The sequence below is a fragment of the Paucibacter soli genome (genome assembly GCF_037482845.1).
Classification (GTDB): domain Bacteria; phylum Pseudomonadota; class Gammaproteobacteria; order Burkholderiales; family Burkholderiaceae_C; genus Paucibacter_B; species Paucibacter_B soli.
In genome coordinates, this window is record NZ_JBBHJW010000011.1 from 105019 (window position 1) to 121218 (window position 16200).

At 68.8% G+C, this 16200-nt stretch carries 14 protein-coding genes; 9 read left to right on the forward strand and 5 right to left on the reverse strand.

Features of this window, described 5'->3' with window-relative positions:
• The first annotated feature begins 64 nt into the window (after positions 1-64).
• Both WG898_RS21270 and WG898_RS21275 read left to right on the forward strand, forming a co-directional pair.
• Positions 65-985, forward strand: coding sequence for a LysR substrate-binding domain-containing protein (locus tag WG898_RS21270; protein ID WP_339604785.1), 921 nt, complete (start codon positions 65-67; stop codon positions 983-985).
• Between the two features lie 46 nt (positions 986-1031).
• A complete protein-coding gene (locus WG898_RS21275) occupies positions 1032-1886 on the forward strand; it encodes a methylated-DNA--[protein]-cysteine S-methyltransferase (RefSeq protein WP_339604786.1) in 855 nt (284 codons plus the stop codon).
• Here WG898_RS21275 and WG898_RS21280 read toward each other — a convergent pair.
• A complete protein-coding gene (locus WG898_RS21280; RefSeq protein ID WP_339604787.1) occupies positions 1883-2527 on the reverse strand; it encodes a LysE family translocator in 645 nt (214 codons plus the stop codon). The two genes, WG898_RS21275 and WG898_RS21280, sit on opposite strands and share 4 nt — an antisense overlap.
• An 87-nt stretch (positions 2528-2614) precedes the next feature.
• Here WG898_RS21280 and WG898_RS21285 point away from each other — a divergent pair, with 87 nt between their 5' ends.
• Positions 2615-3571: a helix-turn-helix transcriptional regulator gene (locus WG898_RS21285; RefSeq protein ID WP_339604788.1), complete on the forward strand. Its 957-nt coding sequence runs from the start codon at positions 2615-2617 to the stop codon at positions 3569-3571.
• 198 nt (positions 3572-3769) lie between these two features.
• Entirely contained in the window at positions 3770-5176 is a 1407-nt protein-coding gene (locus WG898_RS21290; RefSeq protein WP_339604789.1) for a tyrosine phenol-lyase, read from the forward strand.
• A gap of 16 nt (positions 5177-5192) precedes the next feature.
• On the opposite strand, the gene WG898_RS21295 is transcribed toward WG898_RS21290, so the two are convergent.
• Positions 5193-6998, reverse strand: coding sequence for an OPT/YSL family transporter (locus WG898_RS21295; RefSeq protein ID WP_339604790.1), 1806 nt, complete (start codon positions 6996-6998; stop codon positions 5193-5195).
• Between the two features lie 58 nt (positions 6999-7056).
• Here WG898_RS21295 and WG898_RS21300 point away from each other — a divergent pair, with 58 nt between their 5' ends.
• A complete protein-coding gene (locus WG898_RS21300) occupies positions 7057-7686 on the forward strand; it encodes a DJ-1/PfpI family protein (protein ID WP_339604791.1) in 630 nt (209 codons plus the stop codon).
• Here WG898_RS21300 and WG898_RS21305 read toward each other — a convergent pair.
• The gene (locus tag WG898_RS21305) at positions 7674-8168 is read right to left on the reverse strand and encodes a DUF1203 domain-containing protein (protein WP_339604792.1); all 495 of its coding nucleotides are present in this window, start codon (positions 8166-8168) and stop codon (positions 7674-7676) included. The two genes, WG898_RS21300 and WG898_RS21305, sit on opposite strands and share 13 nt — an antisense overlap.
• 246 nt (positions 8169-8414) lie before the next feature.
• Positions 8415-8891, reverse strand: coding sequence for an alpha/beta fold hydrolase (locus WG898_RS21310; RefSeq protein ID WP_339604793.1), 477 nt, complete (start codon positions 8889-8891; stop codon positions 8415-8417).
• Positions 8892-9121: 230 nt separating this feature from the next.
• Here WG898_RS21310 and WG898_RS21315 point away from each other — a divergent pair, with 230 nt between their 5' ends.
• The gene (locus WG898_RS21315; protein WP_339604794.1) at positions 9122-10762 is read left to right on the forward strand and encodes a peptide chain release factor 3; all 1641 of its coding nucleotides are present in this window, start codon (positions 9122-9124) and stop codon (positions 10760-10762) included.
• 59 nt (positions 10763-10821) lie between these two features.
• Positions 10822-11352, forward strand: a complete 531-nt coding sequence (locus WG898_RS21320; RefSeq protein WP_339604795.1) for a GNAT family N-acetyltransferase — start codon at positions 10822-10824, stop codon at positions 11350-11352.
• Here the strand turns inward: WG898_RS21320 and WG898_RS21325 are convergent.
• Positions 11349-12992, reverse strand: coding sequence for a response regulator (locus WG898_RS21325; RefSeq protein WP_339604796.1), 1644 nt, complete (start codon positions 12990-12992; stop codon positions 11349-11351). The two genes, WG898_RS21320 and WG898_RS21325, sit on opposite strands and share 4 nt — an antisense overlap.
• A 94-nt stretch (positions 12993-13086) precedes the next feature.
• On the opposite strand from WG898_RS21325, the gene WG898_RS21330 reads away from it, so the two are divergent.
• A complete protein-coding gene (locus tag WG898_RS21330) occupies positions 13087-14070 on the forward strand; it encodes a helix-turn-helix transcriptional regulator (RefSeq protein ID WP_339604797.1) in 984 nt (327 codons plus the stop codon).
• A gap of 60 nt (positions 14071-14130) precedes the next feature.
• On the forward strand, positions 14131-16191 hold the full coding sequence (locus WG898_RS21335; protein WP_339604798.1) for a 3-hydroxybutyrate oligomer hydrolase family protein: 2061 nt from the start codon (positions 14131-14133) through the stop codon (positions 16189-16191).
• The last annotated feature ends 9 nt before the right edge of the window (positions 16192-16200 follow it).

Below are 16200 nucleotides of genomic sequence, written 5' to 3' on the forward strand. Positions count from 1 at the left end.
GCTACGGGTTTGCACGGAGCGGGGGAAGCGGTAGGCTCGCGGCTCTACAAGGAGCTTGCCCCGCATGACGCTCACCGAGCTGCGCTATATCGTCGCCGTCGCGCGCGAACGTCACTTCGGCCGTGCCGCCGAGGCCTGCTTCGTCTCGCAACCCACGCTGTCGGTGGCGATCAAGAAGCTTGAGGAAGAACTGGACGTGAAGATCTTCGAGCGCGGCGCCGCCGAGGTCTCGGTGACCCCGCTGGGCGAAGACATCGTGCGCCAGGCGCAATCGGTGATCGAGCAGGCCAGCGCCATCAAGGAGATCGCCAAGCGCGGCAAGGACCCGCTGGCCGGCGCGCTGCGCCTGGGCATCATCTACACCATCGGCCCCTATCTGCTGCCCGAGCTGGTCAGGCACACCATCGAGCAATATCCGCAGATGCCCCTGATGCTGCAGGAGAACTTCACCGTCAAGCTGCTGGAGATGCTGCGCACCGGCGAGCTGGACTGCGCCATCCTGGCCGAACCCTTCCCCGACACCGGCCTGGCGATCGCGCCGCTCTATGACGAGCCCTTTGTGGTGGCCGTGCCCGCGCCCCACCCCTTTGCGCAGCGCCGCAGCGTCAGCACCCAGGAGCTGAAGAACGAGACCATGCTGCTGCTGGGCACCGGCCATTGCTTCCGCGACCATGTGCTGGAGGTCTGCCCGGAGTTCGCGCGCTTCTCCTCGGACGCCGAAGGCATACGCAAGAGCTTCGAGGGCAGCTCGCTGGAAACCATCAAGCATATGGTGGCCTCGGGCATGGGCGTGACGGTGCTGCCGAGCTTAAGCGTGCCGCGTGACCCCACGCCGCACCTGCGCTTTGTGCCCTTCGATGACCCGGTGCCCACGCGCCGCGTGGTGCTGGCCTGGCGCCGCACCTTCACGCGCTACGAGGCGATCGCGGCGCTGCGCAACGCCGTCTATGCCTGCAAGCTGGATGGGGTGACCAGGCTTTCGTAGCAAGAAGCGGGTGGCCGCTGGCGCCGCGTGCCTTCAGACTGTCGCCATGATGCAAGACGTCCCCCCCTCCGATCTCCGCTTCGAGCGCGTGCGCCAGGCCATCCGGCAACTGGCCGCCGCGCCCGAGGCGATGTCGCTGCAGGAATTGGCCGATGCCGCCGGGCTCAGCCCTTTTCACTTCCAGCGCAGCTTCGTCAGCCTGGCCGGGGTCACGCCCAAGGAGTTCGCCCAGGCGCTGGCGCTGGCGCGCGCCAAGCAGAGCCTGCTGCGGGCCGAATCGGTGCTGGAGGCGGCGCTGGCCGCCGGGCTGTCGGGGCCCTCGCGCCTGCACGATCTGTTTCTGAGCCTGGAGGGCCTGACCCCGGGCGAGTTCAAGCAAAGCGGGCGCGGCCTGGAGGTGCAATGGACGCTGCTGGACTCGCTGCTGGGCCCGGTCTGGCTGGCCAGCACCGCGCGCGGCGTGCTGCGCATGGCCTTTGTGCGCAAGGGCGAGGTCCGGGCCGAGTTGGACCAGGCACGCGCCCTGCTGCCCGAGGCGCATTGGCAGGAGGCCGGCGCGGCCCTGCGGCCGCTGGCCACCGAGGTGCAGCGCCGCCTCGCCGGCCTCAAGCCGCAGCAGCCGATCGGCCTGCTGCTCAGCGGCACGCCGCTGCGGCTCAAGGTCTGGGAGGCGCTGCTGCGCATTCCCGAGGGCCAGGTCTTGTCCTACACGCAGCTGGCGCGGCTGGCCGGTGCGCCGCAGGCGGTGCGGGCGGTGGCCAGCTGCGTGGCCGCCAACCCGATCGCCTACCTGGTCCCCTGCCACCGGGTGATACGCGCGAATGCCGATTTCGGCGAGTACCGCTGGGGGCCGGAGACCAAGCGCGCGCTCTTGGGCTTGGAACTGGCGCGGGCCGGTTAGCCCAGCTGCAGCAAGGTAGCTGCGGCCATACCCAGCAGCAGCCCCCCTACCCCGCCCGCCAGCCAGCGCTGTGCGCCGCCGCCGGGCCGGCTCCATTGCCGTGCCCCGCTGCTGGCCAGCAGCACCGTGCCGTAGACGACGATCTGGTTGGCCGCAATGATCAGCGCGAGCCACAGCGCCTGCATCAGCGGTGCACGCTCCGGGCTGCGCAGAAAGGCCGGAAACACCGCCAGCATGAAGGCGTAAGCCTTGGGGTTGAGCAGGCAGTTGGCCATGCCACTAAGGAAGACCTGGGCCGGTGCCTGGCGCCGCACCGGGCCGGCCACGGACCCGCTGGCGGCCGCTGCCGGCTGCCAGGCGGCGCGCAGCATCTGCCAGCCTATCCAGCCCAGATAGAGCGAACCCGCCACCAGCATGAGCCGGAAGGCGCCGGGTAGCAGCATCAGCAGGGCTGCGAGGCCGCTGAGGTTGAGCAGCACATGCACCAGCCCGCCCGCCACGATGCCGGCCAGCGCCAGCAGGCCGCCGCGCCAGCCCGATTGCAGGGCATGGCCGGCCACATAGGCCATGTCCATGCCGGGCAGCACGATGATGCCCAGGGTGAGCAGAAAGAACATCCAGAGACTGTGGCTGGCATCCATGGCCGGCTCCCTTGTGCTTGATTTCAAGGTTCGCAGTCTAGGAAGCAAATAGGACAGAATCGGCCCTGTATCGAACGGGGAACTCCGATGACCAAACCCACCGGCCGCGTGCTTGCCCTGCTGGAGCTGCTGCAGTCGCGCGCGCGCCTGGCCGGCAGCGAGCTGGCCGAGCGGCTCGGTGTGGACCGGCGCACCGTGCGCCGCTACATCGCCCAGTTGACTGAATTGGGCCTGCCGATCCAGGCCGAGCGTGGCCGCGACGGCGGCTATGCGCTGGCGGCCGGCCACAAGCTGCCGCCCATGATGTTCAGCGCTGACGAGGCGCTCGCGCTCACGATGGGCTTGCGTGCGGCGCGCGAGCTGGGCCTGCACGGCATCCTGCCGGCCATCAGCAGCAGCCAGGCCAAGCTGGAGCGGGTCATGCCGTCGGCGCTGCGCAAGCGCATCGAGGGTCTCGACGAGGTGGTGGCAATGGACCTCCGGGCGCCCAAACAGCGCGCCGCCAGCCCCGAGCTGCTGGCGCTGAGTGCCGCCGCGCGCGCCCAGCAGCGCGTACGCCTGGACTATCTGGATCTGCACCAGGCCGCCAGCACGCGCGAGGTCGACGTCTACGGCCTGGCCTACCGCGGCGGCGCCTGGTATGCCGTGGGCCACTGCCATCTGCGCCACGATGTGCGCTCCTTCCGGCTGGACCGGGTGCAGGCCGTCGAGGCCCTGCCGGTGAGCTTCGGCAGGCCGGCCGATTTTGATGTGCTGCAGTACCTGACGCACGCCATCGCCACCTTGCCGCGCCGTTACACGGTGGCGGCGATCCTGCATACGGACATGGCCTCTGCCCGGCGCGCCGTCTATGCCGAGATGGGCACCCTGGAGCCGTGTAGGCAAGGCGTCAGGCTGGCGGCCCAGGCCGACGATCTACCCTCAATGGCGCGCGACCTTGCGCAACTGCCCTTCGGCTTCACCATCGTCAAACCGGCGGCGCTGCGGCGCGCCATCGCGGCCCATGCACGCGCCTTGCTGAGCCAAGCGGGCGACGCCGATTGATTTTGCGGCACATCAATACAGCGACCCGGCGCGCCGCATAAATTGCTTGCACGGCCACTTGCATCGGGCGATAAGCATGCCCGGCGCAAGGGATGAAACGCCGCAGCACCTCGGTGGCTGCGCGCGTGTTCATCGGCACATCCACGCTTCCACCCGGGTTCAAGTCGTTTGAGCCATTCATATGGAGGCATGTGCACTATGTCTGCTGACTCTCTCAAGACCCCCGGCCGCCGTTCCTGGGCCGAGCCCTTCAAGATCAAGATGGTGGAGCTACTCAAGACCACCACCTTCGAGGAGCGCCAGCGCGCCATCGTCGAGGCGGGCTACAACACCTTTTTGCTGCGCTCGGAAGATGTCTATATCGATCTGCTGACCGACTCCGGCGTCTCCGCGATGAGCGATCGCCAATGGGCCGGCATGATGCTGGGCGACGAGGCCTACGCCGGCAGCGCCAACTTCTACCACCTTGAAGCCACGGTGCGCGAGTGCTATAGCTACCGCCACACCGTGCCCACGCACCAGGGGCGCGGCGCCGAGCACATCCTCTCGCGCCTGCTGATCAAGCCCGGCGACTATGTGCCCGGGAATATGTACTTCACCACCACGCGGCTGCACCAGGAGCTGGCCGGCGGCACTTTTGTCGACGTCATCATCGACGAGGCGCATGACCCGACCAGCGAGCACCCGTTCAAGGGCAATGTGGACATCGCCAAGCTCGACGCCCTGGTGGAGAAGGTGGGCGCCGGTCGCATTCCCTATGTGAGCATGGCCACCAGCGTGAACATGGCCGGCGGTCAGCCGATCTCGATGGCCAATCTGCGCGAGCTGCGCGACTGGTGCACCCGCCACAAGGTGCTGCTGGTGCACGACATGACGCGCGTGGCCGAGAACGCCTGGTTCATCAAGCAGCGCGAGTCGGGCTATGCCGACAAGTCAGTGGCCAGCATCGTGCACGAGATCTGTGCGCTGACCGACGCCGCGACCATGAGCGCCAAGAAGGACGCGCTGGTGAATATCGGCGGCTTCCTGGCCGTCAATGACGACGATCTCTACCGCCGCGCCTGCGACATGATCGTGGTCTACGAGGGCCTGCACACCTATGGCGGCCTGGCCGGCCGCGATATGGAGGCGATGGCGATCGGCATCCGCGAAAGCATCGACGACAACCATATCCGCGCCCGCGTCGGCCAGGTCGAGTACCTGGGCAACAAGCTGGCCGATGCGGGCGTGCCCATCGTGCGGCCGATCGGCGGGCATGCGGTATTCCTGGATGCGCGGCGCATCCTGCCGCATGTGCCCCAGGAGCTGCTGCCGGCGCAGGCGCTGGCCGCGGCGCTCTATGTGGATTCAGGGGTGCGCGCTATGGAGCGCGGCGTGGTCTCGGCCGGCCGCAATGCCAAGACCGGCGAGAACTACTTCCCCAAGCTGGAGCTGGTGCGCCTGACCATCCCGCGCCGCGTCTACACCCAGGCGCATATGGACGTGGTGGCCGAGAGCGTGATCGCGGTGCATGAGCAGGCGGCCAGCATCAAGGGCCTGCGCTTCAGCTACGAGCCCGAGCAGCTGCGCTTCTTCCTGGGGCGCTTCGAGCCGGTGCAGGGCTGAGGCCCTGCACGCTCGCTCACAACACCGCCAGCAGACCCGCGATGCCCAGGCCCAGCGCGGCCAGGGCATCGCCGGCGATCAGGCCGCCGCCCACCAGCGAGGTCGAGCTCATGTCCGAGGGCAGCTCGTCCTCGCCCGCCTTGGGCCGGCTCACCGTGTTGATGAAGCTGGAGATCACCCCGCCGCCGGCGAACCAGGCCGAGGTGCTGAGGTTGACGAAGCCGCCGAACGACGACGCATAGGGGCTGGGCAGCAGCACCGCGTCGAGCACGAAGTCGGCGGCAAAGGCGCCCTTGCCGGAGACCGCCCAGCGCCGGTAGCCGGCATGGCCCCAGATCAGCTTGCGCAGCAGCTCGGTCGCCAGGCCGATCGCCACGCCGATCAGGATCGCATCGGTCTGGTAGGGCTTGGGGTCGGTGAGGCTGCGCAGCGCGCCCACGAATTTGTAGGTCATCGCCGAGGTCCATTGCGCCGGCGCTTCGCTCGCGCTCATGGCGGTCTGGTCCAGGTTCAGCACCGGGTAGGCCGACATGAAGAGCTTGGCGATCAGCACCGCCAGGATGGAGCCCAGCAGCAGGCCGGCCACCTGGAAGCGGAACTGCAGCGCACGGTTGGAACCCAGGCGCCAGCCGGTCGAACGGTCCTGCTGCATATCGCCCGCCACGCTGGCCGAGACGAACACCACCATCGCCGCCAGCAGGCCCAGCACCGGGTCCTTCAGGCCTATGCTGGCCAGTATCAGCACCGTCACCACAAAGGCCGATGAAATCGGGTTCTGGTCGGTCAGGCCTAGCGAGATGCCGTTGACGATGGCAAACACATAGACCAGGCCCACCGCCAAGAGCATATAGCCCAGCGGCTCGTGGAAGAACTGCACGCCGCAGACCACCGTGGCCGCGGTCCACAGGCCCACCCAGGCGAGCAGGCGCGGGGTGCTGGCGCGCGGGCCGGTGCGCTGCTCTTCGGGCACCTCGGTATGCAGCACGTTGACGTCGCGCAGGCGTCGTGCGGCGCGCCAGAAGATCAACGTCAGGTCAACGATGGCCGCGCCCAGGATCAGGCCCAGCGCGATCAGGAAGGCAATCTTGCGGAAGGGCTCGCCGGCCTTGAGCCAGCCGATGCCGATGAAGAAGGGCCCCAGGGCCCAGAACACCAGGCCGCCCACGATGGCCGGTATGCCCACGCGCGCGCCCACGATCAGGCCAGCGCCAAAGGTCGAGGCCGAGAGCTCGATCGCCTCCAGCAGCGGCAGCTTGGCCGCGGCCAGCCCGGCCGCAGCCCCCGCGCCCATGCCGCCGAACAGGCGCGAAACCGAGCGTTTCAGCAGCACCGGGTCGGTGAGCGCACGCAGGATGTTGGCCACCGCCAGCCCCGAGGGGAAGGTCAGCTGCATGCGCTCCACCAGGATGGGCGTATAGAGCATGCCGATGCCGGCGGCCATCATGCCGATGCAAAGCATATAGGTGACGAGCTGCCAGTTCGGCACCGCCGGCATGCCCATCCAGGTCATGGCCTGGATCAGGGTGCTCATCGCCATCATGCCGGCCACCGAGGCGGCGGTGGTCTGGATGTAGTTGGCGCCATGCTTGCCCTCGGTGCCGTAGCCATAGGTGACCACCGAACCGAGGATGCCCGCCAGCACCTGCCCGCCGACGAAAAAGCCGATCGAGAAGTTCATGAAGGCGGCGGTGATGCCGCCCAGCGGGCCCAGCACCAGCATGCCGATGGCGCCCAACAGGGCGTAATAGCGCCAACTGCCGACGCGCGGCAGCCAGCCCCAGCGGCGCGTATCCGGCGCGGCATGCAAAGAAATCGAGGACATGGCGATTGGGCCCAACGTAAGATGGCGCGGACTGTAGCCCCCGGGCCACCATCGCACCATGAGTGAGATCACCCCCATCCCGCATCCCACCCGGATCGCCATCCTCACCTTCGACGGGTTCAACGAACTCGACAGCTTCGTCGCGCTGGGCCTCTTGAACCGCCTGAAACCCCAGGGTTTCAACGCCGAGCTGTGCGGCCCGGGTCACGCCGTCACATCAATGAACGGCGTCAGCGTGCAGCTGCAGCGGCCGCTCGAATGGGCCAACGAGGCCGAGGTGGTGCTGTTCGGCTCGGGCATCTACACCCGCGCCATCGCCGAGAACTCGAGCCTGCTGGATCGCCTGCAGCTCGACCCGGTGAAGCAGCTGATCGGCGCGCAATGCTCGGGCACTCTGCTGCTGGCACGCCTGGGCCTCTTGGGCGACATGCCGGCCTGCACCGACCTGATCACCAAGCCCTGGGTCATCGAGGCCGGCGCCCGCGTGCTGGACGAGCCCTTCCACGCCCGCGGCCCGATCGCCACCGCGGGTGGCTGCCTGGCCTCGCAATACCTGGCGGCCTGGGTGATGCTCAAGCGCGCCGGCGAGGCGGCCGCGCGCGAGGCGCTGCACTATGTGGCGCCGGTGGGGGAGAAGGAGAGCTATGTGGAGCGCTTGATCGCGCAGGTGCTGCGCTACTCAGGCTGAGTTCGATCAATGCGGCAGGCATAGCAGCCATAGCCGGCAAAGCGCGCCAGCACAAAGGCCACGTCCGCGCGCGCCAGCAGTCCCTGCAGATGCGCCTCGGCATCGCGGGCCGCGAGCACCGCGCCATCGACGATGCGCTCGCCCGCCGAGTAGGCGCGCAGCACAAAGCTCGCACCCAGGTAGGGTTCATCGCCGCTGATGGGCAGGCGCTCGGCGCCCTGCACCGCGGCCGCCTCATCGGCCAACAGGAACACCGGGCCGTATTCGCGGTAAGGGCCGGCCTGCTCGAAGGGGCAGTAGCTCGCCAGCAGCAGCGCCTCGCCGGGGCGGGCGCGGCGCAGGGCGTCGCGGCAGGGCTCGCCGCCTTCGGCCACATGCCGCTCCACCGGCTGATTCAGATCGTCCAGGCCCGCGGCGCGGGCGCGCTGCACGAAGCTGGGGCGCAAGGGGGTGATGCGGTAGGGGGTGGGATGGGCGGGCATGGCTGGCACTCAAATTTGTTGATGACGGCCATGCTAGGAGCGGGACTGACGAGGAGCCACCCGGTTCTTGCGATGGCCTGCGGGGCGGCTGCTGGCCTTGGGGTGGTGAATGGAATGATGGCTACAGCGGGTGCAGTCGGTGAATACAGCGCTTTTCGACGACCACGGCCGCACATGGATCGACACTCGACCGAAGCGCTCGGACTCGGGACATGGCCGCCGAGCCACGCAAGCGGGCCTCAAGCCTTACCCCGTCGGCATTCCATCGACATGCTGCCGAACCAGTGCGGCGATCTCTGCCGCATGGCTGCTGGGAAGAAAGTGACTCCCGCCCTCGATCGTGACGAGCTGCGCCGCAGGGATCGAGTCACGTAGAAGCTCGGCGATCCTGCGCATGGCCGGGTGGCCATCCCCTCCGCGAACCAACGTCGTCGGAATGGCGATCGACCGCAGCGCTTCTTTGCTGGGTTCAAAGGGCGTTCCTGACGACCAGTCGCGTATGTTCACCGCTGTGGTCGCGACGATGTTGCTGCGAACCTTCGGCGGCATCGAGTCGAAGGTGCCCAGGCCACCATAGAAGTCGATGACGTGGCGCGCCGCCTCGACATCGCCCTGCGCGAAGTCGGCAAAGTATGGGCGCGTCATCGACTCGAACATCGCGTAATGCGCCATCTCGCCGGCCGCGCGCAGGAGACCCAGAGGGTTTGCCTCAACGAGCACCAAGCTCCGGGGCTTGCGCCGCCTCGCCTGACTGGACGAATGCGGGAAGGATCCCGCCATAGACGCAGTGGAGGTGGTCATCAATGTACACCGCGGCCCAGCTGACCAACCGCTGCAAGCCGGCCATCCCACGCCGCCAGACGCCCTCCCCCACCCCCTGCGATAATCCGCCCCTTCCCCGCCAAAAGACCGCGCGCCGCCCATGGGCCTGGCCGCGCCTGCCGCCAGCCACCATGTCCGCCGACCAGCCGTCCCCCGTCGTTCCCCGTATCGAAAGCGAAGTGCGCCGCCGCCGCACTTTTGCCATCATTTCCCACCCCGACGCGGGCAAGACCACGCTCACCGAGAAGCTCTTGCTGTTCTCGGGCGCGATCCAGATCGCCGGCTCGGTGAAGGCGCGCAAGGCCTCGCGGCATGCCACCTCGGACTGGATGGAGATCGAAAAGCAGCGCGGCATCTCGGTGGCTTCATCGGTGATGCAGATGGAGTACCGCGACTGCGTCATCAACCTGCTCGACACCCCGGGCCACCAGGACTTCTCGGAAGACACCTACCGCGTGCTCACCGCCGTGGACGCGGCGCTGATGGTGATCGACGCGGCCAATGGCGTGGAGCCGCAGACGCGCCGCCTCTTGCAGGTCTGCCGCGCCCGCAACACCCCCATCCTCACCTTCGTCAACAAGATGGACCGCGAGGTGCAGGAGCCGCTGGCGCTGATGGACGAGATCGAGCGTGAGCTGGGCATGACCGTGGTGCCCTTCACCTGGCCGGTAGGCATGGGCAAGCAGTTCCATGGCGTGATGGACCTGCGCCAGCAGCGCATGCGCGTGTTCGCCCCCGGCGAGGACCGCGTGGCCGGCACCGAGGAGGTGCTGGACGGGCTCAACAACCCCGCCTATGCCGAGCGCTTCGGCCTGCAGTACGAGAACGCTGAAGGAGAGATCGAGCTGGTGCGCGAGGCCGCGCCCGAGTTCAATCTGGACGAGTTCCTCACCGGCCGCCAGACGCCGATGTTCTTCGGCTCGGCGGTCAACAACTTCGGCGTGCAGGAAATCCTCGACGCGCTGGTGGAGTTGGCCCCCGCCCCCTCTGACCGCCCCGCGATGCAGCGCGTGGTCAAGCCCGAGGAGCCCAAGTTCAGCGGCGTGGTGTTCAAGATCCAGGCCAATATGGACCCGGCGCATCGCGACCGCATCGCCTTCCTGCGCGTGGCCTCGGGCCATTTCGAGCGCGGCATGCGCCTGAAGGTGGTGCGCTCGGGCAAGGAGCTGCGGCCCAACACGGTGGTGAGCTTTCTCTCGCAGCGCCGCGAGCTGCTCGACGAGGCCTTTGCCGGCGACATCATCGGCATCCCCAACCACGGCGTCCTGCAGTTAGGCGACACCATCACCGAGGGCGAGGCCCTGCAGTTCACCGGCCTGCCTTTCTTCGCGCCGGAAATGTTCCGCTCGGTGGAAGTGGCCGACCCGCTCAAGACCAAGCAGCTGCGCGCCGGCCTCACCCAGCTGGGCGAAGAGGGCGCGATCCAGGTGTTCCGCCCCATCGCCGGCAGCGTGCTGCTCTTGGGCGCGGTGGGCCAGCTGCAGTTCGAGGTGGTGGCGCACCGCCTGGAGCATGAGTACGGCGTGAAGGCGCGCATCGCACCGAGCCGCTTCCAGGTGGCGCGCTGGGTCACCTGCGACGACGAAGCCGAGCTCAAGCGCTTCATCGCCGCGAATGACCACCGCATGGCCTACGACGCGGTGGACGCGCCCACCGTGCTGGTCGAGTACGCGCCGGAGCTGCGCGCGATCGAGAGCAACTGGCCCAAGATCAAGTTCCATGCGCTGCGCGAGCACGCCGGCCTGGTGTTCCAGCAAAGGCTGGATGGGTGACCGATGGCGGCCCGGACGGGCCGTGGCAGAGTCGGGGCTTCCTTGCTGAAAGCCCGACGATGACCGTACTCACCACCGCCCGCCTGCGCCTCGAGCCCGTCAACGAAACCCATCTGGAGGGCCTGTTCGCGCTCAACAGCCTGCCCGAGGTGATGCGCTACATCACCGGCAAGCCCGAGACCCGCGAAGAGACGGCAGCGATGATAGCCCGCATCCAGCAGCGCTGGATCGAGTTCGGTTTCTCCTGGTGGGCCTTCGTCGAGGAAGCCAGCGGCGCGGTGATCGGCATGGGTTGCGTGCAGCACCTGGGTCGCGACCCGGCCAATCCGCTGGAGCTGGGCTGGCGCCTGCATCCCCGCTACTGGCACCAGGGCTATGCCTCTGAGGCCGCCAAACGCATGGCCGCCTTCGCCTTCGACGCGCTGCAGGCGCCACTGCTGTGCGCGGTCTGCCATCCCGAGAACCAGGCCTCGGCCACCGTCATGAAGCGCCTGGGCATGGCTTACAAGGGCGAGCAGCGCTGGTACGAGATGGATTGCAGCGTCTACGAGATCACGCGTGACGACTGGTCGCTGCACGCAGCGAACTAGACCCTGCGCTTCACGATGGCGCGTGGCGCCACCTCGGGCTGCAGCATCTCGATCTCCACCGCCAGCCGCTTCGCCAGCGCCGGGTTGAGATGCTGGCCGTGGTGCTCCAGCGTCGCCTGCGCCAGTTTGATGATGCGCCCGTTCAGGCTGCGCGAGGCCAGGTCCACCAGCGCGCGCAGGGTCAGCTCGGGCTGGCGGTTCACCAGATGGCCCATCGCCTCGCGCGCCTGCTCGTTGATGGTGGCGGCGCTCTCGCGCACCAGCTCCTGCAGCACTGGCAGGCGCGCCGCGGCCAGCTCCAGCAGGCGCGTGCGCTGGTGCGAGACGCAAAAGCGCTGCGTCGCGCGCGCCACCCAGGTCCGGGCCTCGGGCAGGGCCTGCGTGCCGGCGCTGCGTGCGATCAGCTGGATCAGGCTGCCTGCCATCTCGAAGCTGAACTCGGGCTGCTCCAGCTGAGCCGCCAGCCGGACCAGGCCGCTCGCCACGGCCTCGGACTGGCGCAGCTGCAGCGCCTGCACCACGTCCAGCAGCAGCATCAGCATGCGCAGCCGAAAGCTCTCCGGCCAGCGCATCAGCGCCTCCTGCAGAAACTTGTGGGCGCGCTCGCCCGCCTCCAGCGCGTTCTTGCCACCGAGGTCCAGGCAGGCCACGCCCAGCGCCACCACGCCCTGGTAGTCCAGCGCGCGCGAGAACGCGCCGATCTCCAGCGCCGCGCCCAGATGCTGGGCCGCCGCCGCGCTCTCGCCCAGATAGAGCTGCAGCATGCCGAGCTTCTGCAGGCGCGAAACATTGCCGGGCGAGATCTGCACCGCCTTGGCAAACACCTCGGCGGCGGACTCGAACTCCATCTTCTCGAGCAGCGCCCGGCCATAGACATCGTAGGCATCGACATAGGCCGGGTTCTCGGCCAGCAGCGTCTCCAGCGAGCGGCAGGCCTGCTCGGGGTCGGCGCCCTCCAGGTCGATCTTGGCCAGGCCCAGGCGCGCCCAGGGCACGGCCTTGTGCGCCAGCAACGATTCCAGCATGCGGCGCGCCGCGTCCAGCTGCTTGAGCCGCAGGTACAGCTCGGAGCCTATGCGCGCCGCGTACACCTTGTAGAGCGCGCTGTCCTGGAACATGCGCTCGCAGCGCTGGGCCGCGCCGGCATAGTCGCCCGCGTCGATGGCCTGGAACACCTCCTTGAAGGCGGCCTTGCGCTCCAGCACCACCTGCAGGCGCTCCTCGAACTGCGCACGCGTGATGGGCTTGAGCAGATAGTCGTCCAGCGCGCCTTCCAGCGCCGAGGCCACCTGGGGGTGGCGCGCCTCGTCGGTCACCATGATGAAGGCGGTCTGCATCGGCAGGCCCCTGGACTGGCGCAGTTCGTCCAGCAGGTCCTGCCCGCTCATATCGTGCGCGGCCTGGCGCGAGAAGTGGAACTCGCTGAGGATGATGTCGTAGGGCTGCGCCGCCGACTTGATCATGCGGTGCGCCTCCTCGGGGCGCCGCGCCGCCGCCACCTGCGGCACGCCCATATCGCGCAGCATGCGGCCCAGCACCGAACGCTGCAGCTCGCTCTCGTCGATGATGAGCGCGCTGAGCCGGCCAAGCTCCAGGCCGCTGGGCTGCGCCGCGGGCGCAAGAAAAGGGTTGGATGCCACGGTTGAGGTCCTTGCTGGGGCGAGATTAGCTCGACTCCGCCCGCTTGTGGAAAGTCCTGGCGCGGCGCCGCGACCAGCATGCCATCATGCGGCCATGCAGGCGTTCTCCCGCACCATGGTGGATCTGTACGAGCTGGCCGAGCAGGCCGGCTACCAGGCCTTCCCGGGCGCGGCGCTGGCCTTGCTGAAGCGCTGGATAGGTTTCGATGGCGCGGTGCTGGGCCTGGGCGAGGCCGGCCGCGATCCGCGCACCGGTCTGCTGATCACGCAGGCCCATGTGCACCAGCGCGAGGAACATATCCTGCAGGCCTATGGCGCGGTGTCGGGGCACGATCCGGTGACCCAGGCCTTTCTGCGCGGCCTGGATCGGCCGCTGGCGGTGGACTGCCAGGCTCTGTACCGGCGCCGGGGTCAGGTCTTGCCGGAGATGGACGCTTTCTCGCGCCGCTATGGCTTGCGGCATCTGCTGCTGTACGGCGACCGCCCGGACCAGCGCAGCCCGGGGCGCTGGCTGGTGCTGTACCGCGGCGAGGCGCGCGGCTTCCGGGCCGAGGACGCCGAACACCTGCATGCGGCCTGGTGCCATCTGTCGCGCGCCATCGCGCTGCACCGCAAGGCCTTGCTGAACCGCCAGGACGCCGTGCTGGCCGGCCGCGCCGCTGCGCTGGTGAATCTGCAGGGCGGCATCGAATCGGCCGACCCGCCCTTTCTCGCGCTGCTGCAGCGCGAATGGCAGACCTTCTGCGGGCACCAGCTGCCGGACGCAGCGCTGGCGCAGCTGCGCCTGGGCCAGAGTTACCGCGGTCTGCATATCGAGCTGAGTGCGCGTCCGCAGGAGGGGCTGTGGCGCTGCGAGGCGCATGCGCTGAGCGCGGCCTCGCAGCTCACGCCGGCCGAGCAGGCGGTGGCACGGCGCTTTGCCGCCGGGCTCAGCCACAAGCAGATCGCGCGCGAACTCGGCGTGGCGCCGAACACAGTGCGCAGCCAGCTCAGCCGCGCCTACGCCAAGCTGCAGGTGCACGACAAGGCCGCGCTCGCGCAACGCCTGATGGAGCAGGCGCGTCACTCAATTGCATGATGGCGCGCCCGCCGGGCCCTGCCTATGGTTGCCTCCGAGCCATCGACGGAGACAAGCACCATGACGACGTACAAGCGCGGCGGCACCGCCGCCCTGAGCCTTTGCACCCTGCTGCTGGCCGCCTGCGGCGGCAGCGACGACAAGCCGGCCGCCCCCTACAAGCTGCGCCCCAGCTTTTTGCTCGCCGAGCCACAGCGCAGCGACTATGACGGCGTCAGCCAGGGCCTGCTGACCGGCACCGCCGGCACGCTGGACGCCTTGCTGAGCTTCAAGCTGCCGGCCCAGCCAACCGCGGCCGATCTGCGCACGCTGGCGATACAGACCAGCTACACCGGTCTGCTCGACGTCAGCGCGGCCGGTGGCTTCGGCAGCTATTACGGCAAGGTCTCGGCCGCCGCCAACAGGGGCAGCGAATACACCGCGCTGGCCGACGACGGCAGCGGCCTGCGCAATGTCAGCATGGTGGTGGCCATCCCCAGCCACTTCGACAGCGCCCGCCCCTGCATCGTCGCCGTGCCGTCCAGCGGCTCGCGTCCGGTCTATGGCGAGCTCGGCACCATCGGCGAATGGGCCCTCAACAAGGGCTGCGCCGTGGCCATGAACGACAAGGGCGGCGGCATGGGCGCGCACGACCTCGACCGCGACCAGAGCTTTGCGCCGGACGGCCGCCTCGCCAGCGCCGGCAGCCGCAAGGACCTGGGCTTCAACGCCAATCTGCTGGGCGACGATCTCGCCAGCTTCCGCGCCCGCTACCCGAACCGCATCGCGCTCAAGCATGCGCATGGCAAGCAGAACCCCGAGAAGGACTGGGGCCGCTACACCTTGCAGTCGATCCAGCTGGCGCTGTATGTGCTGAACAAGCATTTCCCCGGCCAGGACTTCTCGCCCGCCAACACCCGGGTGATCGCCTCCAGCATCTCCAACGGCGGCGCCGCCGTGCTGCGCGCCGCCGAGCAGGACGGCGAAGGCCTGATCCACGGCGTGGTGGCGGGCGAGCCGCAGCTGAATCTGCCCGAGAACGCCGGCCTGACGGTGCGGCGCGCCGGCGTCGCGGTGCCGCAGGCCGGCAAGCCGCTGTACGACTACACCACCATGGCCGCGCTCTACCAGGCCTGCGCCACCCAATCGGCCGCGCTGGTCGGCAGCAGCGCCTTTGTGATCGCTCCCTATGCCGCCAATCGCTGCGCGGCGCTGGCGGCCCAAGGGCTGGTGAACGGCAGCAACCTGGCCGAGCAAGCGGCCGACGCGCTGGCGCGGCTGCACGCCTATGGCTGGGAGGCCGATAGCGACCCGCTGCACGACAGCCATGCCGGCTTCGAGTTCACCGAGCTGGTGGCGCATACCTATGCGAATGCCTACGCGCGCGCCGCGGTGAGCGAATCGCTGTGCGGCTACAGCGTGGCGGGCATCAACGCCGGCTACCAGGTGGGGGTGGCGCCCGACGCCGCGGCCTTCCGGGCCGGCTGGGCCAGCGGCGGCGGCCTCGGCTTCCTGGGCGGTGCCTACAACCTGGTGGCCGACGGCGCACTCGGTGGTCCGGCGCTGTATCTGCTCGCCAGCTCGGCCAGCAGCGGCCAGCCCGATTTCTATCTCGACGGCGCCACCTGCCTGCGCCGCCTCGCCACCGGCACCACCGTCGGCCAGCGCGCGCCCAGCGCGGCCGAAGCGGCGCTTGCCGCACGCATCAAGGCCGGCATTGCCGAGGTGCGGGTGAGCGGCGATCTGCGCGGCAAGCCCGCGGTGATCGTGCATGGCCGCGCCGACGCGCTGATTCCGGTGAACCACACCTCGCGCCCCTATCTGGCGCTGAACCGCAAGGTCGAGACGGCCAGCGCGCTGCGCTACTACGAGGTGGTGGACGCCAACCACTTCGATGCGCTGGTCGGTTTCTACCCGCGCACCCTGGTGCCGCTGCATGTCTACACGCTGCGCGCGCTCGAGCTGATGTGGGCACGGCTGGACAAGGGCACGCCGTTGCCGGAGTCGCAGCTGGTGCGCGCCAAGGCGCGCGCGTCGGCCGCGAGCCCGCTGACGGATGCCAACCTGCCGGCCATCGCCGCCGCACCGGGGGCCGGCGAGCTGATCAGCGTCAGCTCCGGCGCCATCGACGTGCCGAATTAGGGCTTGGGC

What these genes read in the sequence shown, in the direction of transcription:
- WG898_RS21295 (WP_339604790.1), bottom strand. Translation starts at nt 6,998, where the DNA reads ATGTCCTCGATTTCTTTGCATGCCGCGCCGGATACGCGCCGCTGGGGC.
- WG898_RS21270 (WP_339604785.1), top strand. Translation starts at nt 65, where the DNA reads ATGACGCTCACCGAGCTGCGCTATATCGTCGCCGTCGCGCGCGAACGT.
- WG898_RS21285 (WP_339604788.1), top strand. Translation starts at nt 2,615, where the DNA reads ATGACCAAACCCACCGGCCGCGTGCTTGCCCTGCTGGAGCTGCTGCAG.
- WG898_RS21275 (WP_339604786.1), top strand. Translation starts at nt 1,032, where the DNA reads ATGATGCAAGACGTCCCCCCCTCCGATCTCCGCTTCGAGCGCGTGCGC.
- WG898_RS21300 (WP_339604791.1), top strand. Translation starts at nt 7,057, where the DNA reads ATGAGTGAGATCACCCCCATCCCGCATCCCACCCGGATCGCCATCCTC.
- WG898_RS21330 (WP_339604797.1), top strand. Translation starts at nt 13,087, where the DNA reads ATGCAGGCGTTCTCCCGCACCATGGTGGATCTGTACGAGCTGGCCGAG.
- WG898_RS21280 (WP_339604787.1), bottom strand. Translation starts at nt 2,527, where the DNA reads ATGGATGCCAGCCACAGTCTCTGGATGTTCTTTCTGCTCACCCTGGGC.
- WG898_RS21320 (WP_339604795.1), top strand. Translation starts at nt 10,822, where the DNA reads ATGACCGTACTCACCACCGCCCGCCTGCGCCTCGAGCCCGTCAACGAA.
- WG898_RS21290 (WP_339604789.1), top strand. Translation starts at nt 3,770, where the DNA reads ATGTCTGCTGACTCTCTCAAGACCCCCGGCCGCCGTTCCTGGGCCGAG.
- WG898_RS21315 (WP_339604794.1), top strand. Translation starts at nt 9,122, where the DNA reads ATGTCCGCCGACCAGCCGTCCCCCGTCGTTCCCCGTATCGAAAGCGAA.
- WG898_RS21305 (WP_339604792.1), bottom strand. Translation starts at nt 8,168, where the DNA reads ATGCCCGCCCATCCCACCCCCTACCGCATCACCCCCTTGCGCCCCAGC.
- WG898_RS21335 (WP_339604798.1), top strand. Translation starts at nt 14,131, where the DNA reads ATGACGACGTACAAGCGCGGCGGCACCGCCGCCCTGAGCCTTTGCACC.